Annotated in this window: 22 protein-coding genes; 17 read left to right on the top strand and 5 right to left on the bottom strand. The window is 36.8% G+C overall.

The genetic code is table 11. The features are described 5' to 3' along the window. Both BUB45_RS17680 and BUB45_RS17670 read right to left on the bottom strand, forming a co-directional pair. Positions 1–1,366, bottom strand: a 1,366-nt coding sequence (locus BUB45_RS17680; protein ID WP_170861783.1) for a DUF6923 family protein, incomplete at its 3' end; no start/stop codon positions are given. Between the two features lie 1,463 nt (positions 1,367–2,829). Continuing rightward, the gene (locus BUB45_RS17670; protein ID WP_073012967.1) at positions 2,830–3,222 is read right to left on the bottom strand and encodes an S-Ena type endospore appendage; all 393 of its coding nucleotides are present in this window, start codon (positions 3,220–3,222) and stop codon (positions 2,830–2,832) included. Positions 3,223–3,596: 374 nt separating this feature from the next. On the opposite strand from BUB45_RS17670, the gene BUB45_RS17665 reads away from it, so the two are divergent. Next, positions 3,597–3,824, top strand: coding sequence for a hypothetical protein (locus BUB45_RS17665; RefSeq protein ID WP_073012964.1), 228 nt, complete (start codon positions 3,597–3,599; stop codon positions 3,822–3,824). Between the two features lie 22 nt (positions 3,825–3,846). Here BUB45_RS17665 and BUB45_RS17660 read toward each other — a convergent pair whose 3' ends face one another. Next, positions 3,847–4,683, bottom strand: a complete 837-nt coding sequence (locus BUB45_RS17660) for an AraC family transcriptional regulator (protein WP_073012962.1) — start codon at positions 4,681–4,683, stop codon at positions 3,847–3,849. Between the two features lie 380 nt (positions 4,684–5,063). Here BUB45_RS17660 and BUB45_RS17655 point away from each other — a divergent pair, with 380 nt between their 5' ends. The 9 genes from BUB45_RS17655 (at position 5,064) to BUB45_RS17620 (ending at position 14,884) form a co-directional block, all read left to right on the top strand. Then, a complete protein-coding gene (locus tag BUB45_RS17655; RefSeq protein WP_073012960.1) occupies positions 5,064–6,413 on the top strand; it encodes a carbohydrate ABC transporter substrate-binding protein in 1,350 nt (449 codons plus the stop codon). 299 nt (positions 6,414–6,712) lie between these two features. After that, positions 6,713–7,603, top strand: coding sequence for a carbohydrate ABC transporter permease (locus BUB45_RS17650; protein ID WP_073012975.1), 891 nt, complete (start codon positions 6,713–6,715; stop codon positions 7,601–7,603). Between the two features lie 18 nt (positions 7,604–7,621). Then, positions 7,622–8,503 (top strand): carbohydrate ABC transporter permease, encoded by an 882-nt coding sequence (locus tag BUB45_RS17645; RefSeq protein WP_073012957.1) that lies wholly within the window; start codon positions 7,622–7,624, stop codon positions 8,501–8,503. A gap of 9 nt (positions 8,504–8,512) precedes the next feature. Next, the gene (gene gnpA, locus BUB45_RS17640) at positions 8,513–10,675 is read left to right on the top strand and encodes a 1,3-beta-galactosyl-N-acetylhexosamine phosphorylase (RefSeq protein WP_073012954.1); all 2,163 of its coding nucleotides are present in this window, start codon (positions 8,513–8,515) and stop codon (positions 10,673–10,675) included. After that, positions 10,672–10,839 carry a DUF6903 family protein gene (locus BUB45_RS20005; RefSeq protein ID WP_162985856.1) on the top strand — a complete coding sequence of 56 codons (168 nt, stop codon included), beginning with the start codon at positions 10,672–10,674 and terminating at the stop codon, positions 10,837–10,839. The genes gnpA and BUB45_RS20005 overlap by 4 nt, the downstream gene beginning before the upstream one ends. Before the next feature lie 192 nt (positions 10,840–11,031). After that, on the top strand, positions 11,032–11,937 hold the full coding sequence (locus BUB45_RS17635) for an ROK family protein (RefSeq protein WP_073012951.1): 906 nt from the start codon (positions 11,032–11,034) through the stop codon (positions 11,935–11,937). A gap of 51 nt (positions 11,938–11,988) precedes the next feature. Beyond that, entirely contained in the window at positions 11,989–13,470 is a 1,482-nt protein-coding gene (gene galT, locus BUB45_RS17630; protein ID WP_073012949.1) for a UDP-glucose--hexose-1-phosphate uridylyltransferase, read from the top strand. Positions 13,471–13,775: 305 nt separating this feature from the next. After that, on the top strand, positions 13,776–14,060 hold the full coding sequence (locus tag BUB45_RS17625) for a hypothetical protein (protein ID WP_073012946.1): 285 nt from the start codon (positions 13,776–13,778) through the stop codon (positions 14,058–14,060). 14 nt (positions 14,061–14,074) lie between these two features. Next, positions 14,075–14,884: a hypothetical protein gene (locus tag BUB45_RS17620; RefSeq protein WP_073012943.1), complete on the top strand. Its 810-nt coding sequence runs from the start codon at positions 14,075–14,077 to the stop codon at positions 14,882–14,884. A gap of 93 nt (positions 14,885–14,977) precedes the next feature. Here BUB45_RS17620 and BUB45_RS17615 read toward each other — a convergent pair whose 3' ends face one another. Both BUB45_RS17615 and BUB45_RS17610 read right to left on the bottom strand, forming a co-directional pair. Then, entirely contained in the window at positions 14,978–15,442 is a 465-nt protein-coding gene (locus BUB45_RS17615; protein ID WP_073012941.1) for a hypothetical protein, read from the bottom strand. Between the two features lie 3 nt (positions 15,443–15,445). Beyond that, positions 15,446–15,652 (bottom strand): helix-turn-helix transcriptional regulator, encoded by a 207-nt coding sequence (locus tag BUB45_RS17610; RefSeq protein ID WP_303046186.1) that lies wholly within the window; start codon positions 15,650–15,652, stop codon positions 15,446–15,448. A 632-nt stretch (positions 15,653–16,284) separates the two neighbouring features. Between BUB45_RS17610 and BUB45_RS17605 the strand changes: the two genes are divergently transcribed. The 7 genes from BUB45_RS17605 (at position 16,285) to asnB (ending at position 26,428) form a co-directional block, all read left to right on the top strand. Next, the gene (locus BUB45_RS17605; RefSeq protein WP_073012935.1) at positions 16,285–17,853 is read left to right on the top strand and encodes an esterase/lipase family protein; all 1,569 of its coding nucleotides are present in this window, start codon (positions 16,285–16,287) and stop codon (positions 17,851–17,853) included. A 570-nt stretch (positions 17,854–18,423) separates the two neighbouring features. Beyond that, the gene (locus BUB45_RS17600; RefSeq protein ID WP_073012933.1) at positions 18,424–19,443 is read left to right on the top strand and encodes an ABC transporter ATP-binding protein; all 1,020 of its coding nucleotides are present in this window, start codon (positions 18,424–18,426) and stop codon (positions 19,441–19,443) included. Then, positions 19,430–20,362, top strand: coding sequence for an ABC transporter ATP-binding protein (locus BUB45_RS17595; protein ID WP_073012930.1), 933 nt, complete (start codon positions 19,430–19,432; stop codon positions 20,360–20,362). The genes BUB45_RS17600 and BUB45_RS17595 overlap by 14 nt, the downstream gene beginning before the upstream one ends. A 4-nt stretch (positions 20,363–20,366) precedes the next feature. Beyond that, positions 20,367–21,329, top strand: coding sequence for an oligopeptide ABC transporter permease (gene opp4B, locus BUB45_RS17590; protein WP_073012928.1), 963 nt, complete (start codon positions 20,367–20,369; stop codon positions 21,327–21,329). Positions 21,330–21,359: 30 nt separating this feature from the next. Next, positions 21,360–22,262 carry an ABC transporter permease gene (locus tag BUB45_RS17585; RefSeq protein WP_073012925.1) on the top strand — a complete coding sequence of 301 codons (903 nt, stop codon included), beginning with the start codon at positions 21,360–21,362 and terminating at the stop codon, positions 22,260–22,262. A 79-nt stretch (positions 22,263–22,341) separates the two neighbouring features. After that, the gene (gene opp4A / locus BUB45_RS17580) at positions 22,342–24,159 is read left to right on the top strand and encodes an oligopeptide ABC transporter substrate-binding protein (RefSeq protein ID WP_073012923.1); all 1,818 of its coding nucleotides are present in this window, start codon (positions 22,342–22,344) and stop codon (positions 24,157–24,159) included. Positions 24,160–24,580: 421 nt separating this feature from the next. Next, positions 24,581–26,428 (top strand): asparagine synthase (glutamine-hydrolyzing), encoded by a 1,848-nt coding sequence (asnB, locus tag BUB45_RS17575; protein ID WP_073012920.1) that lies wholly within the window; start codon positions 24,581–24,583, stop codon positions 26,426–26,428. The last annotated feature ends 346 nt before the right edge of the window (positions 26,429–26,774 follow it).

Genomic DNA, 26,774 nt, shown 5'->3' with positions numbered 1-26,774 from the left:
CGTCTACTTCTACTTCATACGTTATCGTTACCATTCCGCCTGGTGGTATATCCCCAAGCGAAATCCCCACACTCGGATCATCTCCTGTCGGCATTCCATTAACTGTGACACTTCCTGGTATAAATGTCGTTCCCGCTGGAATATCGTCTATAACGATGACATTTTCCGCATCTAAGATTGTACCTATATTCTCAACCTCAATTGTATACATCAATATATCACCAGGACAGGCAAGTGTAGGGTCAACACTTTTTGCGATTTCTAATAAATTTAATAAAGCGAAAGCACAACGGGCGCCATCATTTTGAGATGCTGGAACAGTTGAAGAAAAAAAGGTTGCTACAGCATTTGGCCCAATTATTTCAATTCTAAATATTTGTCCAGTATTATTATTTAGTACATAGAAAAATCCTTGCGCGTCAAAGAAAACCGCACCATAACCTCCTGGTGTTAATCCTATTGTTGGAATTACTGTTTGCCCACCTGTTAAGGGATTTACCCTTACAACATTTAATGTTGCATTATTGGCACTGTATAACTGATTATCAATTGGGTTAAATGCCCAATCGGTAATTGGTAAAGGAGTTATTGCAGTACCAAATGGAGCTGTATCCAATATAAACCCTGCTGTCGGGTCGACTAATTGTAAAAAGGTGGGCGAATCAGGGTCAACATCTACTACATAGAATCTCGTATTATTTGAGTTATAAAGGTATAAATGACCATTAAAATCAACATCACCTACATTAAAACCTTGTACAGGTAAATTTGGAACTGGCCCAAAATTAGTTACTGTTAAATCTGGGTTAATTCTAGCTACATTACGTGAGTCTTGATTATATCCATAAATGGCATTATCTACGACACTAAATCCTATAGCATTATAAACAGCAGCAGGACTTAAAAAGCCTTGCAATGTTGATGCACCCGTTACTAAATTTATCTCAAATAAACGAGATGGATTCAACGCCACTTGCAACCCATTAGCTGAACATTCAAATGACTCGACATCTTCATGACCAAAGTTCTCCGTAAAGGATTGATTAGTATCTATGTCAGCCTGTGTTACGTCTATTGTCCTAACTCTAGAAGTTGTTGATGTAGTGTAGCCAGGTGGTTGAGTAAACAAAGTCGGCGGACAAGCCATACCTGGGTCGGCAACTGTTTCATACACAGTATATGTTCCTACAATCGTTAAGCCTGAAAAACTATAATCCCCTAAACCATCCGTCATAGTTGTTGTACAAATTCCATTTGGGTCCTCCAACACTACCGTTACGTTCGGAATGCCAGGATCGCCTGGTGGGTTATACGTTCCATTTTGATTCACATCTTCAAACACTGTCCCTTGTATTGTTGCTGGCATGTTCATACCTCCTCCCTATTTTCACAAGAAACTATTTATAAGGGAAATACAAAAAATTTTTCAATCTGAATTATTATTTTATTCATAGAAAATCTTCAAATAACATATTTATCAAGTCATTCAGCCTAAATCTAATAATGAAAAAAATGTCATTAAAGGGAGTTGGAGAGTTAGGGCAAAGTCTACTACACAAAGTCGGGAGATCTCTTTTTGGAGTATAATGTAAGGAAGCAGTTTTAACTAAATATTTGCGCCTTCTGCTAGATTAACACAGCTTAGTAATAACTAACTTACCCACAATATTTTCTGTGTTCTTTATTGTATATATTAGTAAAATCATTGGTATCTAAACCCTCCAGTAATGCGTGTACAATCACTTACTTAGTTTATTGGGTGGGCATATTTTTAACTCGTATTCACCTTGTACATGATTGCGGCCTTCTTGTTCTATGCAAATCTTAGTAACATTGCTTAAAATATTCGTTACTGTATTCCCTGGAGGTATAATATATTCTACTGGGCAACATTTATCTCTACATACAATTACCTTCATATCAGCAACACTTGAGGACGAATTAAAGATAATGATTGTTGTACTATTTCTCAAGAGTACGTCTCCACCTAAAATCATTACACAATCACTGTCTTGTTTTAATAAAATTTCTCCACATATTATTTCGCAATTACATTTCTGGGGATAGGGAGCAGGTTTATAATTTTTTTTACACATATGATAATCCTTACACTTAAAAATATCTTTCTTATAAACATGTTTCTTATAAATAATCTGGGGCATTTTCCCACCTCATTTTCTTATAAACAATCTTAGACACTTTCCCACCTCATTTTCATATAATTAATTATACCTGAACTATTCACACCATTAAATTAAGCGCATAAAAAATAAAAGAATTGATATTCAACAAAAATAAGCCAAATAAAATGGAAGCTCAATAGATGCTTTCAATATTAAAAAACTCTTGTTTTTGGGTATAGGAATCCCTTGGTCTTTTTATCATTTTTTAAAAATGATAAATGGAAAATATGATTAAAATTAAATGCAACCCCTGCGGCAAAGCACTACGCTATCTCCATGATTTATGATTTATTCTAACTGTAAAGTTTCGATTTGTTGTAATACCTTCCAGAAAAAGGATTAGTACACAAAGTTAGACAATAGCTTAAAGATCAAATATCACCCTGATTAACCAACATACTAGCGACTTTAATCATCTTCATATTAAGGTTTGAATTTACATACTTTATTGTTTTTCTGGAAAACAGAGGCTGCGGAGCCAATTCGTTAAGCAGACTCAACATCATCTTACTCCGTTTACCTGGAAAGAATGACTATTGCTATTGTTAAGGTATACTTTTAAAACACTTTTTCCACAAAGTTAAAAGTTTGTTAAGCACTTTCGTTATTCCTTAAGGGTATTTTAAGATTCATTCTTACTAGTTACTTAGCAACTCACACAATAGTTTAAGTTCGCTTCAAAAGCACCTGAACAAAATATAGAAGGATCTGGTCCAGTTTCTCCAGTACAGCTAAGTTGAATTAAAGTAAGGCTTTCTACTGAAATTGCAATAGAAGATTGCGAAAGAATAGTATAACCTACTGCCGCTCCATTAGCATCTGTGACTTCAACTGTCATGACACAATCAAGACTTGTGTTACTTATAGTGAAAATACCATTTATAATAGGAAGTGCTCCTGAGATAAAGATTATACGAAGTATATCATCACAAGGCTGACGAAGTGGTAAACAGAGATTTGTTTTAAGAAGTTCAGCCGTACTTCTATCTTCTCTAGATCCGATACAGGCTGCATCTTTTGCTGAAAAATTACAAGTCATTATTATATCACTACTCCTATTTCATAGATTTTTAATATTAAAATGTTTATTCAAAGTCATAGTATGCTTTCCTAATCGAATTGTGCTAGACAAACGTTTGCTTTGATAATTATGTGACCCATTTTATTTTGTAAGTCTCTTTTAATATTAATTATTTATAATTAATTCGTTAAGCTCTTGTGGCACAAGAATTATAGCTTTGCTTAAAATCAAATTTTTAACTTTGTTGAAAAAGTGTTTTAAAGGTATATGTGTATAAATTAACTGATTAAGGCAGATCCAAAAAACAAAAGATAAACGTTAAAAATAATCAGATCACCTGAAACGCTCAACCAACTACACCATACGTTATTGAAGCGAAGCAAACGAAAGGCGTGCAAGTAAAAGAATGGAGTGAAAACTCCAACGTTAGTGATACAGGCTTCAATGCTGGAACTTTGAAAACGAAGCATACGAAGGTTTCTGGCGATAAAAAATCAGTTCATGTGAAACGAACAGATCAAATAGGTAGTGAACGGAATTTAAGCAGTGGCGATTACTATTTGCAATTTACAAATCCAACCAAAGACTCTAAAGTAAGCATCTCTAGACTGATTGTATGAACTTTATCATTACAAATCTTAGTTATGAATTCGCTCTCATTTCCTTCCGGTATTTAGAAGGCGTTTGCTTTGTTAAGCGCTTGAATGCTTGTGTGAAAAAAGATTGGGATGAAAAACCAGTAAAAGCAGCGATGTGTGCAATAGAGTAATCGGTTGTTTCGAGCATAAGCTTTGCTTCTTTAATTCGGACTCTGTTTAAATACTCAATTGGTGATATACCCATATCTTTTTTAAATGTATGTGCTAAATAATATTTATTAATATGGCCGATCTCAGCCAATTTATTTAAGTTTAAGTCATCACGGTAGTTTTGATTTATATAGTACATGACAAACGCAGAAGCTTTATTAATATTTGGTGACTCCGTTTGATTGATGGTAAGTTTTTTGTCTCTTTGCAACTTGATAATCATTATCTCGATAATGTTTTGACAAATTAATTCATGTCCTTCTTTATGCTCCTGTATTTCCTCTAATATTCGGTTCAAGTAGAACAGAATGTTAGTTCGATCTACTTGAAAACGGTATAAGCTAGAGTGTGGGCTTTTATGATCCGCTTGGCTGAAAAACAATCCCTCTATCCCTAAAGCAATATATTCAAGGGAATCATCCCAATTAGACTTTTCTGTATGTTCGACATTCGGATTAATAATAACTAAATCACTTTCCTTAATGGGAACTTCTCGGTCAGCAAGTATAAATGAGCCTTTACCTTTGACAATATAAAATAATTCGGAAAAATGATGGGTGTGTTGCGTGCTATGCCAGCCTTTATCATATTCGGAATGAGTAATATATAGCAGTTTGAACGGTGGCTTTTCATGCTTTGCACCTTTCATTTGGTACACCTTATAGGACATTTACTATAACCCCTTTTCTATCATCTATAAGCTCGTGAAATGGTAAACAAGTATATGTTACTATTGAACTACACTTTATTTGTTTTTTATATAGAAAATCTACTACATTTTTATATCTAACTAGGAGTGGGTGCATGCAAAGGAGGTAGTTTCATTGTATACACGATAGCCTTTATAGTTTAAGCATAACGACCGCTTTCGCCAAAAGAATTCTAATTACGAATATTTTCATATTATGCATCTATACGTACTATTTTATAGGGGGCTTTTGCAAAAAGCAATAAACCTAAAAAAGTAGACAAGATGTTTATTGTGAAAGCGTTTTAACCATTGTAGTATAAGGGTAAGCAAGAAAACAATTAAAACAGGGGGCTTCAATAATGAAAAAAATGAAGTTTTTATTAACTGTTTCTATCATTCTCGTTATTTTTACTTTAGCAGCATGTTCCAATGGAGAAGAGAAGGAAGAAAAATCAGCAGATAAAGAAGGTAGCGGCGAGAAAACAACATTAAAAGTAGCTGCATTAGAATCTGCATATGGTACGGAAATGTGGGAAAATGTTGTGAAGTCTTACGAAGAAGTAAATCCAAATGTAGAGGTTGATCTGCAAATGGAAAAGAACTTAGAAGAAGTTGTACGACCAAATATGCAAGCCGGGGATTACCCAGATGTGTTATTACTAGCTACAAACAGAGAAGAAGCTTTAACGGAAACCTTAATTAAAGAAGATGGTGTAGAAAACATTACAGATGTTTTTGATATGCAAGTACCTGGAGAAGAAACAAAAGTAAATGAAAAACTTTTAGAAGGTTTTACCGATACACTAGCTACTAACCCATACGCTGATGGAGAAACTTATTTAGCGCCAATGTTCTACAGTCCAACTGGCTTATTCTACAATGCGGGTTTATTTGAAGAAAAAGGTTGGGAAGTACCGAAAACTTGGGATGAGATGTGGGAATTAGGAGATAAAGCAAAAGAAGAAGGTATTTCATTATTTACGTATCCAACGAGCAACTACTTTGATACGTTACTTGGATCCATGCTATATGCTGCAGGTGGAGCAGATTTCTACAGCTCTGCTATGACCTATGAAGATGGCATTTGGGAATCCGAGGAAGCAACTAAAGCATTAGAAACCGTCGAAAAACTAGCAGGCTATGTACATCCGAATACAGTAGCAAATGCTAATCCAAATGATTTTACAAAAAACCAGCAATTAGTTTTAGATAATAAAGCTTTATTTATGCCAAATGGTAACTGGGTTGTCGATGAAATGAAGGAAGCACCACGTGCTGAAAACTTTGCTTGGGGTATGACTTCTATCCCTGCCTTTGAAGATGATGGTGACCGTTATGCATTTACTTTCTTCGAGCAAATTTGGATTCCAAAAGATGCAAAGAATAAAGATGTAGCGAAAGATTTTATTGCGTATATGTATTCAGACGAAGCAGCAGATACATTCTTAGAAGCAGGAGCAGTACAGCCAATTGAAGGTATTACCGAACAATTAGATGGCCAAAAACAAACTTTCTATAGTATTTATGACGAGGAAGGTGTGCTGCCAGCTATGGGAACTTTTGCTTCTACAAAACCAGTTCCTGGGGCGAATATGGGTGATACTTTATACGGAAGTATTGATAGTGTCATTAGTGGCGATATGACGTTTAAAGAATGGCAAGAGAAAATAGAAGAAGTAAGTGATAAGCTTAGACCAGCTCTAAATTAATCATATCAAATGGACGTTAGAAAGATTATTGTTCGTTCCAAATCTATTCGCTCAGTCTTTAACAAATAATTGGATGAATCAATAAATGGATTTACAGGGCAGTCTCCTCTGCATGCATGTTGTTTTAGGAAGAACAGCATTTCAGGAATTGGCTGCCTTCCATGGATATACAAGTCAGGGCAAGATGATTACAATGAAATGTTAATAAACATACCTATAAATAGCTTTTGGCATTTCTAAGAAGCGTTTGAATGAAATTCATGTTACATGATGGTTTTGTATTGGAGAGAGGTGAGAAAATGAGCAAAACGAGGTCACGTAATCTATTTATTGGATTATGCGTTGCGCCAGCTTTGATTTTATTAATCGTCTTTATGTTTATGCCAACATTCGAGGTGTTTCGGATGTCGCTTTACCGTTGGGGTGGTTTTTCTAACACGCAACAGTTCGTTGGCTTAGATAATTTTAAGCTACTTTGGAATGATATGACGTTTATTCGTTCTTTTCAAAATTCCATCTTCTTAATCGTTGTCGTCGCGATTGTTACATTTTCGTTTGCCGTCTTTTTTGCGGCAATTTTAACGAAAGAAAACGTAAAGGGCGGAAATTTCTTTCGAATTATTTTCTACATCCCAAATATTTTATCCATTGTTGTTATTGCGGGGATATTTTCAGCCGTTTATGACCCTTCAAGTGGTCTATTAAACAGCATTCTAGGTATATTCAGCTTAGAGAATCTACAACAAATGTGGTTAGGAGATCAAAAGATCGTTATTTATAGTTTGGCTGCAGCTCTTATATGGCAAGCGATTGGTTATTATATGGTGATGTATATGTCAAGTATGGCAGGTATTCCGCCAAGTTTTTATGAAGCAGCTTCTTTAGAAGGGGCGAGTAAAATAAAACAGTTTACGAGTATTACATTACCTCTAGTATGGAATAACATTCGCACAACACTAACCTTCTTTATTATAAGTACAATTAATTTGAGCTTTTTATTAGTAAAAGCGATGACAGGTGGAGGACCTGATGGATCGACAGAAGTATTTCTTTCTTATATGTATGATCAAGCGTATGGAAACTCTACCTTCGGCTACGGAATGGCTATTGGGGTTATTGTGTTTCTGTTCTCCTTCTTATTAGCAGCGATTGTTAGCAGGATAACGAAGCGCGATGTATTAGAGTATTAAAGGAGGTTTGAGTCTCTAATGAAAAATTCTAAGAAATTGAGTTTAGATGGTTTAATGCGATTATTTATTTATGTGGCGTTAATCACGTTAGCGGTTTCCATTATTGTACCTGTCGCATGGGTTTTTTTAGCATCGATCAAGCAAAATAAAGAGTTTTATGAAAGTCCTTGGGCGCTTCCGGAAGGTATTCATTTGGCTAACTTTGCAGAGGCATTCCAAGAAGCGCAGATGGGTGAATATCTATTAAACTCTGTACTTGTTACAGCGACGGCCTTAATCATTTTATTAGTTGTAGCACTACCAGCGGCATATGTATTGTCTAGATTTGAATTTAGAGGAAATCGTTTCATTAATGGCATGGTAAAAGCGGGCTTGTTCATTAACGTTAGTTATATTGCAGTACCAATTTTCCTAATGCTTTTAGATTGGGATACAGGTTTAAGAACGATTGTAGGCAGTGAGTTTTTACTGAATAATCGATTTATGTTGGCGCTCATTTATGCTTCAACAGCTTTACCATTTACGATTTATTTATTATCAAGTTATTTTAAAACATTACCTTCTGATTTTGAAGAAGCAGCGGGTATAGATGGTGCTGGTTATTATCGGACGATGTTTTCTGTCATGTTTCCTATGGCTGCACCGAGTATTGTGATCGTTATCTTATTTAATTTCTTATTATTTTGGAATGAGTATATATTAGCGCTAACGCTAATGCCGGCAGAAAATCAAACGTTGCCAGTTGGATTGTTGAATTTAATGGCTGCGGAACGTTCAGCAGTAAATTACGGACCGATGTATGCAGGTATGGTCATTGTCATGCTTCCTACATTAATTCTATATATATTGGTTCAAAAACGTTTAACACAAGGAATGACAGTTGGTGGAGTGAAAGGTTAGGTGTGAGAGATGAAAAAAACAACAGGAAGAGTTACATTACCAAGTCAACAACATTTTTTACAAGAGACGAAGGAATTGATGGAGCGCTGGGGTGCAGACGCACTGCGAGATAGCGATGGAACGAAGTTGGATGATGAGATCAAGCAATTAAATGCGAAAATTTATACGACGTATTTTGTGGCGCGAAATCATAATGATTTTGCTAAACAGCATCTAGAGGAAATGCAGCAACTATATTTAATGTCTCCTTATTATACAGCAACAGAAACCACGTTGGAAATTCCGTTTTTAAAGGGTTATTTTGAAGAACAAATAACGCCGGATTATATTCATGATCCAAAGCGTTGGTGGGAAGTAATCGACAGAACAACGGGTGAGGTTGTTTCACCAGACTATTGGCAAGTAGATAAGGCAACGAATTGTGTAACGATGAAACAAGTTGAACAGTGGCATGAATATACGGTCTCTTTTTTAGCATATATGAAATGGGATCCGACGCAAATGTATAATCATATAACAAATGATTGGGGAGATACACCGCATGATATCCCGTTTGATGTCCGTCAACCTTATTCTAATCAGTATGTAAAAGCATATTTACAACAATGGTTAAAGGAAAATCCAGATACAGACGTTGTTCGCTTTACGACCTTTTTCTATCATTTCACACTCATTTTTAATGATTTAGGTAAGGAGAAGTTTGTGGATTGGTTTGGCTACGGTGCGAGTGTTTCCGTTGCAGCGCTTGAAGCGTTTGAAAAAGAGAAAGGCTACCGTTTAAGGCCAGAAGATATTGTGGATAAAGGCTATTACAACACGACTTTTCGTATTCCTTCACAAGCGTATTTAGATTATATTGATTTTATTCAGCAGTTCGTTGCAAAGGAAGTGAAGGAATTAGTTGATATCGTTCATGAGCATGATAAAGAAGCGATGATGTTTTTAGGCGATAACTGGATTGGAACAGAACCTTATGGTAGTTATTTTCCATCTGTCGGCATGGACGCTGTAGTTGGTAGCGTTGGTGATGGGACGACATTACGAATTATTGCTGACATTCCAGGTGTGCAATATACGGAAGGAAGATTTTTACCTTATTTTTTTCCTGACACATTTTATGAAGGCAATGATCCGGTTATTGAAGCAAACGAAAATTGGTTAACAGCAAGAAGAGCATTAATGCGCAAACCTTTAGATCGAATTGGTTATGGCGGTTATTTAAGTTTAGCATATAAGTTTCCTAAATTTGTTGATTATGTGGAGAAGGTTACAGATGAATTCCGAGAAATTTATGACAATATTCACGGTATTCAACCGTATACAGGTCTTAAAGTGGCCGTTTTAAATGCGTGGGGGAAATTACGAACATGGCAAACGCATATTGTTGCGCACGGAAAATGGTATAAAAAAGCGTATTCTTATCATGGTGTATTAGAAGCATTAAGTGGATCAGCAGTGGATGTATCTTTTATTAGTTTTGACGATGTAATCGCAAAAGGAGTACCTGAAGATATAGATGTGATTATTAATGCAGGTGATGCAGGAACTGCATTTTCTGGCGGTGAAAAATGGAAGAACCCTCAATTAATTTCCATACTTCGTAAATGGATATATGAGGGGGGCGGCTTCGTTGGTATAGGAGAACCAACTGCTTATCATCATGAAGGGCGCTATTTTCAGCTTGCTAATGTTTTCGGAGTAGATAAAGAATTAGGTTTTAGCTTATCAACAAATAAATATTTTACAGAAGTAACCGATAATCATTTTATTACTGAAGATATGGTTGCATTTGATTTTGGTGAAAGCATGGAATACATCTATGCATTAAATGAAGCAACAGAGATTATCGAATATTCTAATGATGGCGTTCATCTTGCTAGCTCCGGTTTCGGAAAGGGAAGAGGCGTATATATCGCAGGTTTACCGTATAGTCATGAGAATACGAGATTATTATTACGTGCCATGTATTATGCAGCCCATAAAGAAGGAGAAATGAGAAAATGGTTTGCTTCAAATGTGCATTGTGAAGTACATGCATACCCTGAAAGAAAAAAATATGCCATTATTAATAACTCTACCGAAAAGCAAGTTACCGATGTCTATGATGGCAATGGAAACAAACGTCGAATGGAGTTAGAAGCAAGCGAAATCATATGGGAGGACTTCACATGAAGGATAAAATTTTCGTAGTTGTAAAGGTTGTTTTCTTTCTATTTTGTCTGTTTCTCATATTTTATGGACAACAAACCGTTGGTAAATTCGAATTATTCCTTCAACTTATTGGCTTAACAGGTCTTTTATTTTTACTATGGAACTATAATCGGAAATTTGTATAAAGGAGTAGCGCAGTCTTTACTCTGTGTGCGGAAGATTAAAAAAGCAGGCTTCGTTCTTGGACTATAGAAAACATAAAAATTTTAAGGTTTATAGTATAAGCAAAACGACGGCTTTTGCCATAAGAATTGGCGATATCTAAGTTTATCTATAAAGAGTAACTTAAGCCATGTGTTGTAAAGGTGAGGATAAGGATGAAATACAGCATTGGGATTGACATTGGTGGAACAAAAGTGGCGGCAGGAATTGTAAATGAATATGGCAATTTAATTCAACAGGTAAAAGTGAGCAGTGATCCTACAAATAAGGAAACGATGTTTGCTAAAGTTGTGCAATGTGTAGAACAACTGCTGGATCATTCTAGTATTCCAAAGCATGAAATATATGGTATTGGTGCAGGTGTTCCTGGGAAGGTAGATCGTGAGCGAGGGATTGCTGTTTATCAAAATAATTTACCTTGGGATAACTTTCCATTTATGGAACGACTTCAAAAAGCAATTGGTATTGACAAAATTGCCATTGATAATGATGTGTATATGGCTGCGTTTGCAGAGTGGAAAAAAGCAGAAATGGCTAATCAAGAATTGCTTGTTTATATCACAATTAGTACTGGTATTTCTTGTTCTATTATTCAAGATGGTGAATTTATACGTGGTGCTGGTTTTGCTGGGGAATTAGGTTTAATTCCAGTTTATTCTAAATTAAACAGCGAAGCCTTACAAAGACTGGAAAATGCTGCTTCAGGACCAGCAATGCAACTACAGGCAAGAAAGATATATGCAGATGATCAGGTCATAACGAAAGATATTTTTGCTAACTATTTGACAGGTGATGAAGAAGCGCAGCAGTTGATAGAAGAAATGGTATTTGTTCTAACACAGGGTGTCTATATTGTCAGTAGTTTATTAGATCCACATAAAATTGTTTTTGGAGGGAGTGTAGTTACCCATAATCCTTGGTTATTAGAGCTAATCAAAGTAAAACTCCAAACGTATTTGCTTGCTGAACAAATCCATATCCTGGAAAATATGGAGATTAGTAAGCTGAACAATCACCAAGGCATTATTGGTGCGGGGCTAAGAGCGTGTGTGCTTACCTAGGTGGATGTTATGTGAAATTGTAGAAGATGGATCTTAAAGGAGTGATGAAGGATGGTGTATCCCTATTTAGCAGGGCTTATTGAAAAAGCAGTCACCACAGAAATGATTGCACAAGCTGACAAAGTATATGCTAGGAACCAAATTATGAATGTCTTGCAATTAGAAGCATATCCAGATGGAGTGGTACCAGCAAGAGATACTTCCATCCCAAATTTAATAGAGCATTTGATTGAATATGCATTGGAGCATGAAATTATTCGCAACGTTTTAAGTGAAAAAGAAATACTGACGGCTCATATCATGAATTGTCTTATCGCGCGCCCTTCAGAAATTAACCAGACATTTTATGAAAAATATAAGCAATCACCAATAGAAGCTACGGATTACTTTTATGCTTTATCAAAAAATAGTAATTATATTCAAATGAATCGAATTGCGAAAAATATAAGCTATAAGGTGGACACGGCTTATGGGACAATGGATATTACGATTAATTTATCCAAACCGGAAAAAGACCCAGAGCAAATAAAGCTAGAGCGGGAAAACGTTAAAAATGTGACGTATCCGAAATGTCTATTATGTATCGAGAATGAAGGCTATGCTGGGCGAATAGATCATCCAGCTCGGGCAAATCACCGCATGATAAGGGTGCCTTTACAAGACGAGATGTGGTTTTTTCAATATTCTCCGTACGTATATTATAATGAGCATAGTATATTATTAGCTGGTGAACATCGGAATATGAAAATCGATCAGCAAACATTCAAGCGGCTCTTAGCATTTATAGATATATTCCCGCATTATTTTATTGGCTCCAATGCAGATTTACCAATCGTTGGTGGTTCTATCTTAAGTCATGATCATTATCAGGCAGGGAAGTATGAATTTGCTATGACGAATGCGAAAGAAGCGTTTTCCTTTTCGTGGAAAAAGTATCCAAGATTGCATTGTGCTGTCCTACAATGGCCATTATCCGTTATTCGTTTAGTAGGAAGCAATCGTGCTGATGTAGTAGAAGCAGCAGATGACATTTTAGCCTCTTGGAAAGATTATTCGGATGAATTAGCGGATATTCAAGCTTTTACGGAGCAAACGCCGCATAATACCATTACGCCAATTGCTAGAAAACGTAAGGACAAATATGAATTAGATCTTGTCTTGCGGAATAACCGAACGACAGAGCAATACCCTCAAGGTATTTTTCATCCGCATGCAGACGTACATCATATTAAAAAAGAAAATATAGGATTAATTGAAGTGATGGGCTTAGCTGTATTACCAGCTCGTTTGAAGCAAGAATTAGCTGAAATAGAGAGCTATTTATTACATGGACAGCAGCAAGTAGCGGAGTATCATAGCGTTTGGGCGGACAACTTAAAAAAGCAGTATCCAGATGTACAAACTACAGAAGAAGCAAGAAAAATTGTGCGTAAAGAAGTCGGTAATACGTTCGTACGTATTTTACAAGATGCAGGAGTGTTTAAAGACAATCATTCTTTTCAACGATTTCTGCAAGGGTTTATTAATGAATAAAAGAAATAAATAATAGTATAAGTTTAAAGGCACTCCATGGGGTGCTTTTTTGTTATAAGAAAGCATAGAAGTTTAAAGGTTTATAGTATTAGAAAAGCTTGACTTATCGCATAACACTTGTCGCAATACATGTTTTCTACATAACAGAAAATATAGCATTTATAGAAGAAAAAGATATTTGCATTTGTCCGATCCAGGCTTGGCGATTAGTGAGGTTTTATAAGGGGGAATGCTTAAAATTTTGATAAAATATGAAACTGTGCCTAGTACCTCTTCGTACTTCATTTAAGAAGGAGGAATTATTATTGCAATGGGTTGTAGAAATAGCAAGTTTCATTGTCATCATATGCCTTTTATATAAACGAATAAACGATATAGAAGATATATCCCTTATGCATGTGGTATATATTGTTTTGGCATTTATCATTATTTCAGTTCTATCTGCTATTATTTTTTATTATCCTGGTAGTTGGCTTGTGAATAAGATTAGTAATAGCTTCTTACGTATCGTTACGACGTATGCGATCGTTATTATTGTCATTTCAATTGGACGTTGGTTATGGACGAAAACATTTGTGAAACATCGTTGATAGGGGGTGGAAATTTGTTACAAGAAATGTATAAACGAAGAGAAAAAATGGGGTATATATTTTTAGCTATATTTATCGTTGTAGTTCTTGGGTATATATTGATTTGGACGCCAACAGGAGCCAAACAGTGGGGAGAAGTATCCATTATAGGTTTACCCGTTTTATTTTTAATAATAATTATTATTCGAAGCAGAATAAGCTATCAGAAATTAAAAGACGTAGAGATAGGCATTTCACAAGCATCTATTTTGCAACTTGATCATGTCGTACTTAAAAAGGATGCTAGTTTGTTACCCCGTTTATTATGTTTTGAAAAAACGGGCAAGTATGTTGGCGCTTTTCAACTTATGCACGTTTCGTTCTGGTGCTATCCTTTGCTCATTTATAATAGTTCGTTCATAAATTGGCTACCAGTAAAGTTTGCATTTATCTCTAACACTGGAGAACTGATATTTAAGTTGAAGCGAAAAGGCATGAAGAAAACGGCAGTTACGTATTACGATGCAAGTGACAATTATATCGGGTCTTATATTCAGGAAGATTTTAAAAGTGTCTTGCGACTAAAAGGGAAGCTCTTTGATGAGAAAGGAAAGCAAATGCTTTTTATTGATGGGTCTACTATGACTGGTGATTTCACATGGATCGATGAACATCATCATCGCTGGGCCTATTTTTATAATGGAAGGTTTCCACATGAATACACTACTTTGTTTCACGACTTAAATAATGATATTGTCGAGGTCTCTGATAAGTTATCTCAACAGTATAAGCAATTGCTGTTCGGGGTAATTGGATTCTTGTTTATTCAGAGAACGAACAAATAACGCACCCATTAACCGCTTTGCCTGGAAGTGCATTTTAAGCAGGCAGAGCGGCTTCTTGTTGTACAATGTAAATGTGTTTCTTATAACTAGGAGTTAAAATTTGTTACGTACGGATAAATAGTAGATTGTAATTTGTGCAATCGGAAAGATGAATAAAAGTAACATCGGATAAGAAGGAAACGTGTCAGCTAAGAATGGATACAAGCCCATTAAAAAAAGGATTATCCCAAAAATCAATGGCATGAAAAGATAAACTTTACGACAGGCGTGAGCGTTAATCATTTTTTCACGTTCATCTTGTTCAGAAAACTCTGCAGGCATGAATAATTTCAGCAGCATACGCTTATGTTTCTTTGCATTATGTCTGTACATCAAGTTGCCAACCCCGATACAGATGAATAAAAAAATGATCGTCGGTGTAATATTAATCCATTCTCCTGTGCTCTCACCTTTAATCACATTGGCTACATGCATGGCAAATGAATAAATAGGGATAAATCCCCAAGCAGCTAGCAACAATAACAATACGTTAATAAAGAACACCCATTTTAATCTCATCTTTTAATCGTCCTCCAATAACCAAAAAGTTTCTTCCATAGGAAGATGGAACACTTTGCATATGTTTAATGCCAAAAGTAAGGATGGTACATAATCGCCTTTTTCAATGGCAGCAATGGTCTGTCTGGTTACGCCTACTTTTTTGGCGAGTTGCTCTTGCGTTAAATCAAATCGCGCTCGTAGTTCTTTTACACGATTGTTTAATTTCACGAAAGCCATCTCCTTCCTAGAGAACTTCCAATGCGCGAGTTGTTTCTTCATACATATATTACAAATAGTGTATGAGATAGTGGATAGAATGTCAAGTTTATTTACCATTATGTTAATTCAAGTTAACATAATGGTATAGTATAAAGCGCTTGTAGGCGATCTTACTCAAGTAAAAAGCACGTTTCAACGCTCCATCCCATTACTATAAATTTTCTAGGATTATTTTCACGGGACGAATAACCGATGTTCAAATTATAGAAAATCATGTACATTGATCTTATAAAGCCAAATTCAAGAATACATTTCATTGCGAATTGTTCCTACAACTTGCGTAAGACGGGAAAGACCTCTTTGAAAAAAGGCAAATAAGTACTTATTTCCTGCTGTCCAGCATATAACCCCCATTTATAAACTGGAAATCAGTACTTATAGGAAAGAGGATCACACTTCTTATTGCTTCTTCTATAATAGCGTTTCAAGATAGTTATGACGATACATGTTGAAAACCCACCATCCCGACTTCATCCATTATGTTATTTTCTTAGAATGAAAAGCTTTTCAGACATTTTGCAAATCCCATCATTGTCTAATGATGTTTCTATAGATGACAAATTTAAAATGGAGGAGAAAAAATGACGAAACGTTTATTTCTGTCGTTGTTGTTCGGTTTATTGCTATTGTCCACTCCATCTTATGCTATTGCACAATCGCAAAGTTTGTCGGAGGCCAAACAGCTTCATGAAGGAACAAAATGGTCTGTAATGGGAAAGGGAGATAACGGAAACGATGAAACGCCAGGGGAGTGGTTTGTAGGAGAGACGCCGACTAATCCAATACCTGACGCCCCTTTGCTTTTATTTGTGCCTGGTTTAAACAATGTGGCACAAGTATTTTGGGAGGATGGTGGATTGTATGAAGCTGCTTTTGAAGCGGGATATGAAACGGCTTTTATCCAGCTTCATGATGCAGGTGGCGCTTCTGCCGATATGTGGGATAATGGGAAATTGCTCGCTGAAAAAATTACGGAAATTTCAGATCAATTTCAAGGGAAGCCAATTACGATTATTGCGTATAGTAAAGGTGGCGTTGATGCGCAAGCTGCGGCAACTTATTACGGAGCTTGGCAATATATAGATCGTATTATTACTTTATCTAGTCCGCATCATGGATCGGAACTAGCGGACTTGGCTAATAGTAGTTGGGCTGGTTGGCTAGCTGAATTACTCGGGATGCGAGGTGAAGGAACATCTGCGGTTGAGACCGGATATATGGAACATTTTCGTTCTTTGACGGATGAAGAAACCTATGCCTATGTCAATGATTATTACACTTTAGGTGGGACGGATTGGGGGTCGACATTTTCATCAACATGGTTTGGAGGCATGTATTTATCCAGTTATGGTGATAATGATGGCGTGGTAACAACTGTGAGCAGTCGTTTGCCTAAAGGAGAAGAAGTAGCAATTGGGGATTGGAACCATACTTCTATCCGAAGTAATCGCATCTTTCCTATTATACAAGACAATGTGTTGCAGCAAAATAACCCGAGTCGCGATCATTTGATTTATAAGGAACAAATTTCAAAGCTTGCAAAACCAGAGCAATATGTACACGGCGATGCATTAAGGAATAACAAAGCTGAAAAGCATTTATTTCCTATTGAAGACGCTATTGACAAGGTAAATATACAGTTGTACACAGCTACTCCACTCCAACGTGTAGAACTTATTGATCCGAATGGAAACGTTTATGACGATGTGCAAGTGACGCAGCAGGAGGGTGGTTTTTTCGCTGGAGCGACGGGGTATCACATACAAATTCATCAACCTTCAGCTGGAGAATGGTCATTAAAAATGCGTAGTGCTAAGAAAAACGCCTATTTATTGCATGGTCAATATGATAAAGCAACGCAAAAGCAAATTCTATCAGAGACACAAGATGGTAGAAGCGATAGCAAATGGAGAACGAATAAACAGCAAGTAAAAGAAAAGAGTATAGAAGCACACTATACCATCGTGGAGTCAGGGAAGCAAATTCCTGTAGTGACTGCAACGTCAAAAGGTTTACCTTTATTATCAAAAGAATTTTCACATCTAAAAAAGAATCGAAGTTACAATATTACGATGGATATAAAAGGCGAGACAGTTTCTGGATCGCCTTTCAAACGGACAGTGGTTGATTCTGTCTATCTATCTGAATGACGAATAAAAATAATTCCTCTTGCGTAATAGGAGCTGTTATACCCTCTAGATTAGGGGCTAACCGCTCTTTTTTCTTTTGATTTCGTTTCATAAGTATAGCACTACTTGAAAGGCATAAAAGAAAATCTCCACAGATGCCATTTTATCGTGTAAGTAAAACAACAGTGCTTTTTGTCGTGAATATATGCTAATAAACCGAGTTTTTATGTCAATAGTAGCACGGACACAAAAGAGGCAATAAGTTAAAATAGTATGATGTGTTCTATGTTTAAGAAAAAAGACCGAATATTTTGTTTAATAAGAATAAGTTCGCGAAATTTTATAAAATAAAAAATTTTCCCTTTAATTAAAAACTTGATTAGGCAGGTCTTTTACCGTATAATACAAATAATTATTTTATTTTAGTTTACAATAATTTAGAGTTCATCCGTGACGTTAAATGTGAATTACTAAGCACCATAATTCTAGATTAAATGTCAGAAAAATTAAAACAACGAAACCATCAAATTTTGAAAGTTAAAAAGAAAGAATTTTCTTTCTTTTTTGATTGGAATTTAGAAGGAGGTCAACATGAGTAATAACATACTGGAGATTAAAAATCTTAAAACATCGTTTCGTATTAATGATGACTATTATGCCGCCGTGGATGATGTTTCTTTATCTGTGAATAAGAATGAGACGTTAGCCATTGTTGGTGAATCAGGCTCTGGAAAAAGCGCCTTAGCATTTTCTATTATGGGATTACATACAAAAGCCAAAATAGATGGAAGCATTCAATTTAAAGGTGAAGATATTGTTCATATAGCAGCTGGAAAATTAAACAAGTTGCGAGGCAATGATATGGCGATGATTTTTCAAGATCCATTAACAGCGTTAAATCCGTTGATGACAGTGGAAGATCAAATTGGGGAAGCTTTATTATTACATAATCGACAGTTATCGAAAACGAAACGAAAAGAACGAGTGATTCACTTGTTAAATCAAGTTGGTATTCCTCGCCCGGAGTACACTTGTGAACAGTACCCACATCAATTATCTGGTGGTATGAGGCAGCGAGTGATGATTGCCATCGCGATTGCCAATAAACCAGAACTACTCATTGCTGATGAGCCTACTACAGCGCTTGATGTAACGATTCAAGCCCAAATACTAGGGTTAATGAACGATTTAAAAGAACAAATGAATACAGGTGTTATTTTAATTACCCATGATTTAGGTGTTGTCGCTGAAATGGCGGATCGCGTAGCCGTTATGTATGCAGGACAAATTGTAGAGATTGCGGATGTTTATACGTTATTTCAAAAGCCGCTTCATCCATACACGAGATCCCTATTAAATTCCATTCCGGCTGAAGATAGTGTGCATGACAAACTCCATGTCATACAAGGAATTGTTCCATCTTTGCAAAATCTTCCTCGAGAAGGGTGTCGATTTAAAGCACGAATTCCGTGGATTAGTGAGGATGCACATGAAGAAAATCCTGAGCTGCATGAGGTAACGCCAGGACATTTCGTCCGTTGTACCTGTTATCAGCAATTTTATTTTCCGGAAGAAAAGGTAGAGGAGGAATCAAGTCATGGCACTTCTTGAAGTAAACGATTTAAAGGTCCATTTTCCCATTCGAGGGGGAATCTTAAATCGTAAAATAGGTGCAATAAAAGCTGTTGATGGCGTATCTTTTTCCATTGAAAGAGGAAAAACGTATGGTCTTGTAGGAGAGTCTGGCTCGGGAAAAACAACAACCGGAAAAGCGATTATCGGTTTAAATCATATTACTTCAGGAACGGTGAAGTTTGATGGTGTAGATTTAGCAGGCTTTACATCCAAAAAGTCTGATATTCGAAAAGATATTCAAATGATTTTCCAAGATCCTTATTCTTCATTAAATGGCAGAAAACGAGTACTTGATATTGTTGCAGAGCCGTTGCGAAACTTTGAAAACTTAACGAAAACAGAAGAAAAGAAACGTGTACAAGAATTGCTTGAACAAGTAGGATTAAGCCCTGAAAGTATTATAAAATATCCGCATCAATTTTCTGGTGGGCAACGGCAACGGATTGGCATTGCAAGAGCGATTGCTTTAAAGCCAAAACTCATTATTGCTGATGAACCTGTTTCTGCATTAGATGTTTCGGTTCAGGCACAAGTCCTTAACTTTATGCAAGATATTCAAAAGGATTTAAATTTGACGTATTTATTTATAAGCCACGATTTAGGCATCGTAAAGCATATGTGTGATGAGATTGGCATTATGTATAAAGGACGTTACGTGGAATCGGGTACGAAAGCGGATATTTTTAATCACCCACAACATATTTATACGAAACGCTTAGTAGCAGCTATTCCAGATATTAATCCAGTTAACCGTCAACAGCAGAAAGTATACCGCGAAGAAGTAGAGAAAGAGTATCAGCAAAATTATAATGATTATTTTGATCAAGAAGGTCTAGCGTATACATTACGCCATATATCCGACTCCCATTTAGTAGCTTTACCGCAGAAAGGTTGATAGCATGTGGAAATTTATTGTTAGACGACTGTTAATTACGATGCCACAAGTTGTTTTGCTAAGTATATTAGTATTCATTATGGCACAACTAATGCCAGGGGATGCGTTGTCTGGTTTAATCGATCCAAATATTGATCCGTCAGCGATTGAAGAGCAACGAGAGAAACTCGGGCTAAATGATCCATGGTACGTGCAATATAAAGATTGGGTGACATCAGCCATTCAAGGCGACTTAGGACAATCTTTTCGCTTTAAGATGCCTGTCTCTGAGTTAATTGGCCAGCGCCTTGTAAATACATTCTGGTTATCTTTAGCGACGTTAATCATTACATATCTCATCGCCATCCCATTAGGTATTACGAGTGGACGTTATAATGATACATTGCGAGATCAATTAATTAATGGTTACACGTATATTGGTTTTGCCACGCCATTATTTATCTTTGCCTTAGTAATGTTATGGGCGTTTGGTTATGGTTTAGGTTGGTTCCCAACTGGCGGAAGTGTAGATCCAGGATTAGAACCAGGCTCATTTGCGTATATTATGAGTAAAGTTAATCACATATTACTACCAGCCATATCGATGGCATTAATTACTACTGTAAATACGGTGCAGTATTTGCGTAGTGAAATCATTGATACAAAACAGAAAGACTTTGTCATTACGGCAAGAGCAAAAGGTGCTTCTGAATCACGCGTTTATCGCCGCCATATTTTCCGCAATTCTTTATTACCAATTGCTGCTTATTTCGGTTTTGAAATTACGGGACTTATTGGTGGGACCGTTTTTATTGAAACAATTTTCAGCTATCCAGGTATGGGATTGTTATTTATGGAATCTGTGCTACAACGGGATTATAGTGTCGTAACATCTGTTGTCTTGTTATTCGGAATCGCATCTATTTTAGGCGCATTATTATCGGATATTATTTTAAGTCTCGTAGATCCGCGTATTCGAATAAAATAAACAATAGGTTATCATGGAGGTGACACATAAATGGAGTATTCAAATGTAGAAGTAGTAGAGGTAGAACAAGAAAAAGCTCCTTCTATGGCGAAAGTAATTTGGCGAGAAATTGTGCGAGATAAAGTAGCGCTTATATCTTTTATTTTTCTTATTGTTATTACAAGCCTTGTTTACGGAGTATCTTTATTTTTAAATCAAGATGAAATTGTTAAAGTAGATTTATTTGCGATTAATCAGCCGCCGTCTAATGAGTTTTTGCTAGGAACGGATTATGGGGGCAGAGATATTTTTGGTCAGCTTATTATTGGCACGCGTAATTCCTTATCGATAGGTATCTTAGTGACGCTTATGACAGGGATTATCGGTATTACTTACGGGCTTGTATCTGGTTATTATGGCGGTACAGTTGATAACATTATGATGCGTATTGTTGATTTCTTTTTAATTTTACCATTTTTAATGATCGTTATTGTGTTTGTTGCGATTGTGCCTAAATATAGCATATGGTCTTTTTCTTTAATTATGACAGCATTCCTGTGGATGGGAATTGCTCGGTTAATTCGTTCAAAGGCATTACAAGAGCGAGAACTTGATTATGCACAGGCTTCCAAAACGCTAGGGACTCCGAACTGGAAGATTATGTTTTTTCAAGTTTTGCCGAATTTAAGTTCATTAATTATTGTCACGATGACGTTAAACTTGGCTGCGAATATCGGTTTAGAGTCTGGGTTGTCCTTTTTAGGATTTGGTTTTCCAGAAGATACGCCAAGTCTTGGAACATTACTTGGTTATGCAAGAAATCCACAAACTTTAGAATTAAGATGGTGGATTTGGGTGCCGGCAGCGATTATGGTTTTCTTATTAATGTTAGCAGTCCGAAATGTTGGTGAAGCATTGAAGCGTGCTACAGATGCAAGACAGCGCAGAGGTTAAATGGTTATGTTGCTTACATCACATGATGTTAAGTATAGATCGCGTCTATGACGTATAAACAAACTAAGGAGGTTTTTACATGAAAGGAAGTCGTTGGCGTATTTTATTATATGCACTTTTGCTAGGTTTAGTACTTACACTGGCTGCCTGTGGCGGAGATGACGAGAGTAAGTCAGATAAATCGGGCGATAAGAAGTCTGGAAAAGATGGAGATCAAATATACTCAATTGAAGATTTTAATGTAGAAACGAAAAATGAAGGCGAAGCGATGGATGGGGGGCACTTGAAATTTGGTGTCGTCACAGATACAGCTTTCGAAGGGCTGTTAAATTTTAACTTCTACTCAGGAGCTTATGATGTTGAGTTTATTAAATGGTTTGATGAATCTTTATTATCTGCTGATGAAACGCATAATTTCACCCAAGATGGTGCTGCTACATTTGAAGTAGATGATAGTGGGAAGGTGTTTACGTTTACGATCCGCGATAATGTAAATTGGCATGATGGGGAGCCGGTAACTGCTGAAGACTGGGCATATGCTTATGAAGTGATTGGTCACCCTGATTATCCTGGCGTTCGTTATGGCGATGATTTTACAGTTATTGAAGGGATGGAGGAATACCATAACGGAGAAGCCGATTCTATTTCCGGTATTGAAGTGGTAGATGAGAAAACGATGAAAATTACGTACAAAGAAGCATCCCCTTCTTTATTAAGTGGCGGAATTTGGCCTTACGCTTTACCAAAGCATGTCTTTCAAGATATCCCTGTAGATGAAATGGACAAATCTGACGCTGTCAGAAAAGAACCAATCGGCATGGGACCATATAAAGTAAAAAGTATTACACCAGGAGAAGCTGTCGTATACACAAAAAATGAAGATTATTGGCAAGGTGAACCAAAGTTAGATAAAGTTACAGTTAAAGTCGTGAATCCAAAAACAGTTGTACAAGCTTTAGAATCGGGAGAAGTAGATACGGTTCATAAATTTCCTACAGATCAATATCCAGATAATGCGGATATGTCCAATGTGGAATTTATAGGGAATGTGGACATGGCCTATTCCTACATCGGTTTTAAATTAGGAACGTGGGATAAAGAGAAGAAAGAAGTAAAACCGGATCCAAATAAAAAAATGGCGGACGTGAATTTACGTAAAGCAATGGGACACGCCATTGATAATGAAGCTGTAGGGAAGCAATTTTACAATGGCTTACACTGGAATGCGACAACATTAATTCCGCCATCACATCCAGATTTCCATGATGAAGACAATCCTGGCATCAAATATGACCCAGAACAAGCCAAGAAACTGTTAGATGAAGCGGGTTATAAGGATACGGATGGAGACGGTATGCGTGAAAATCCTGATGGTGAAGAATTGGTGATTAATTTTGCTTCTATGTCTGGTGGGGAAACGGCTGAGCCAGTTGCAAACTACTACATTCAATCTTGGAAAAATGTTGGATTAAATGTACAACTATTAGATGGTCGTTTACAAGAGTTTAATTCATTCTATGATCGAATTGGACAAAGTGGTGACGATGATCCGAAAGTCGACGTATATGCAGCAGCATGGGGCGTGGCAACAGACGTCAACCCAGCAGGATTATATGGACGTGACGCTCTTTTTAACTTCTCTCGCTATGCAAGTGAAGAAAATGATAAGCTTCTAGAGCAAGGAGTCTCTAAAGATGCGATGGAATTAGAGTACCGTCAGAAAGTATATAAAGAATGGCAAGAATTAATGGTCGAAGAAGTTCCGGTCATTCCTACCAATTATCGTGCAAAATTAGTTCCTGTGAATAAGCGCGTATTGAATTACTCTGTAGCACATAACTGGGGTAATTACTATGAAATTGCGGTAACGCAAGAAGAACCAGTAAAAGCTGAATAAAGCATTTAGATAGACAGTCTGTGAACCTATTTCACAGGCTGTCTTTTTTGTACTCCTTGAAAAGGAAGAAAAATTGGTGGCGAAAGGCCGCTAACGTGTTTGCGGTAGGAACTGTTTGCGAAAAGCAAGGTGGTGATCGTGGTAGCGAATGGAGTGTATTAATGATACATAACCGATTATCTTAGATAGTATATGCTGTAACATTTCAACTTCAAGAATTGTGGAAAAAAGTGCGTGCTGAACGAGTGTAGATGAGAAATAACGGTCGTCTACATCCCTGTTCACTTTGAGCTACTTCCATTGAGCTAGGAATAAAAAACTTTACGGAATCACTTCACTATGTAAGATGTAAGTTATATTTTGCTACATCTTTTCATAAACTGTTCTGTAGGCTCTATGCATCTAGGGAGGGTGACTTAATTTGTGTGGAATAGTAGGTTATGTGGATTTTAATAGAGATGTGCGGGCAAAGGAAAAAATGCTTGAACAGATGACAGACACATTGCTACATCGTGGACCGGACGAAACGAATACATGGATGAATCAACATGTTGCTTTTGGGCATCAGCGGCTTTCAGTTATTGATATTGAAGGTGGAAAGCAACCAATGCACAAAGCGAAAAACCGTCATACTTATACGCTTATATATAATGGTGAACTATATAATACGGATGAACTACGTAGCGATTTAAGGCAGAAAAACTATCATTTTGAAACGACATCTGATACCGAAGTGTTGCTTACTGCTTACTTGGAATGGCAAGAACAATGCGTCGATTATTTAAATGGAATATTTGCATTTGCAATTTGGGATGAAGAAAAAGAACAACTGTTTATAGCTCGAGATCGCTTGGGGGTTAAACCGTTATTTTTTCAAGAAAAAAATGGGCAGTTTATCTTTGGCTCCGAACTAAAAGCTATCCTAGCTCACGAAGAAGTAAAAGCGGAAATTGATCGTTCTGGTTTAGCAGAAATATTTGGTCTTGGTCCGTCTAGGACACCAGGACATGGCCTATTTAAAAATATGCATGAGCTTCGGTCAGGTCACGCATTAACTTTTTCAAAAAATGGTCTTAAAAAATGGCGCTATTGGAATGTAAACAGTCGTCCGCATACAGATTCTATGACCGAGACAATAAGTAAAGTAAGAGAGCTATGTATCGATGCAGTGCAACGGCAGCTCGTTTCTGATGTTCCTATATCCACTTTTTTATCTGGTGGTTTAGATTCGAGTGCTATCACAGCAATTGCCTCACAATATTTTCAGGAACGAGGAGAAGGGGCGCTCACTACTTTTTCTGTAGATTATGAAGGAAATGCAGATTATTTTAAGGCAAGCAAATTTCAACCGTCCATGGATCAGCCATTTATTGAGGAGATGGCAACCGTTTTTCAAACGAATCATCATAATGAAGTTATCTCTGGTGAAGCATTAGCAAGCCATTTAAAAAAGGCTGTCGAATTACGAGATCAGCCTGGAATGGCGGATATAGATTCGTCATTACTCTGGTTCTGTCAACAGATTAAAAAGCAAACTACGGTGAGCTTATCGGGAGAATGTGCGGATGAAATATTTGGTGGCTATCCATGGTTTCATCACCCACCAACGGATGAAGAAGCAGGTTTTCCATGGATGCGATCTTTGTCATCACGTATTGATTTACTCCATCCTCACTGGCAGGAGAAGTTACAGCTCTCAGAATATGTGTATGCCCGTTATCAGGAAACAATCGATGAAACACCACGCCTGGATGGAGAAAAAGAGGAGGATGCACGTAGAAGAGAGTTGTTTTATTTAAATATGCATTGGTTTATGGCTCAGTTATTGGATCGAAAAGATCGGATGAGTATGGGAGCGAGTTTAGAAGTTCGTGTGCCTTATGCGGATCATCGTTTAGTAGAGTACGTGTGGAATATACCATGGGAAATGAAGATACTGGAAGGGAAAGAAAAAGGTATTTTACGAAAAGCAATGGAAGGCATTCTACCAGAGACCATTCTTTATCGTAAAAAAAGTCCTTTTCCGAAAACATTTCAACCAGCATATACAAATGCAGTGAAAAAATGGATGCGGGAAATAGTAGACGATGACGATGCTCGATTATTTGAGTTCTTAAATAAGGAAAAAGTAGAGGCTATTTTAGTAAGTGAAGGGAAAGAATTTAAAGAACCATGGTATGGACAATTAATGCAAGGACCACAACTCATTGCTCATCTTTGCCAAATAGATTACTGGTTGAGAACGTATGATGTCAAGGTGGTGGAGTAAGGATTGATTCTTCATCTAACGCTTTTCGGCATACCCCTAATTTAGTGGTATGATTCCTAAAACTTTCGTTGATTTGTTCCACTCGCTACGTTGCCAAACGGGTGCCCCCCTTGTCTTTGTTCTTAAATAAACATGTATGAACAAACATGCCGTGGCTGCACGAAGACCACGGCGTTTGATGTACAACAGCTTTTAGAAGGAGTTTGTCGCTTCGTGCATTTAAATATAGGGGGGGATAGTTGCCGTATCAATGGATAGCAAGACGTTATGTTCTTAAAATCAAGTACTTAATGAATGACTTGTTGATGCACGTTAGCGTAAAAGTGCATGTAGTCGTGTAGTAGAC

Source organism: Virgibacillus chiguensis (genome assembly GCF_900129865.1).
Classification (GTDB): domain Bacteria; phylum Bacillota; class Bacilli; order Bacillales; family Amphibacillaceae; genus Virgibacillus; species Virgibacillus chiguensis.
Note: the sequence above shows the minus strand (reverse complement) of the source record. Positions and strands in the feature narration are given on the sequence as shown.

Coding starts and splice junctions, on each gene's coding strand:
- BUB45_RS17670 (WP_073012967.1), bottom strand. CDS start 3,222: ATGACTTGTAATTTTTCAGCAAAAGATGCAGCCTGTATCGGATCTAGA.
- BUB45_RS17660 (WP_073012962.1), bottom strand. CDS start 4,683: ATGTCCTATAAGGTGTACCAAATGAAAGGTGCAAAGCATGAAAAGCCA.
- BUB45_RS17655 (WP_073012960.1), top strand. CDS start 5,064: ATGAAAAAAATGAAGTTTTTATTAACTGTTTCTATCATTCTCGTTATT.
- BUB45_RS17650 (WP_073012975.1), top strand. CDS start 6,713: ATGAGCAAAACGAGGTCACGTAATCTATTTATTGGATTATGCGTTGCG.
- BUB45_RS17645 (WP_073012957.1), top strand. CDS start 7,622: ATGAAAAATTCTAAGAAATTGAGTTTAGATGGTTTAATGCGATTATTT.
- gnpA (WP_073012954.1), top strand. CDS start 8,513: ATGAAAAAAACAACAGGAAGAGTTACATTACCAAGTCAACAACATTTT.
- BUB45_RS20005 (WP_162985856.1), top strand. CDS start 10,672: ATGAAGGATAAAATTTTCGTAGTTGTAAAGGTTGTTTTCTTTCTATTT.
- BUB45_RS17635 (WP_073012951.1), top strand. CDS start 11,032: ATGAAATACAGCATTGGGATTGACATTGGTGGAACAAAAGTGGCGGCA.
- galT (WP_073012949.1), top strand. CDS start 11,989: ATGGTGTATCCCTATTTAGCAGGGCTTATTGAAAAAGCAGTCACCACA.
- BUB45_RS17615 (WP_073012941.1), bottom strand. CDS start 15,442: ATGAGATTAAAATGGGTGTTCTTTATTAACGTATTGTTATTGTTGCTA.
- BUB45_RS17605 (WP_073012935.1), top strand. CDS start 16,285: ATGACGAAACGTTTATTTCTGTCGTTGTTGTTCGGTTTATTGCTATTG.
- BUB45_RS17600 (WP_073012933.1), top strand. CDS start 18,424: ATGAGTAATAACATACTGGAGATTAAAAATCTTAAAACATCGTTTCGT.
- BUB45_RS17595 (WP_073012930.1), top strand. CDS start 19,430: ATGGCACTTCTTGAAGTAAACGATTTAAAGGTCCATTTTCCCATTCGA.
- opp4B (WP_073012928.1), top strand. CDS start 20,367: ATGTGGAAATTTATTGTTAGACGACTGTTAATTACGATGCCACAAGTT.
- BUB45_RS17585 (WP_073012925.1), top strand. CDS start 21,360: ATGGAGTATTCAAATGTAGAAGTAGTAGAGGTAGAACAAGAAAAAGCT.
- opp4A (WP_073012923.1), top strand. CDS start 22,342: ATGAAAGGAAGTCGTTGGCGTATTTTATTATATGCACTTTTGCTAGGT.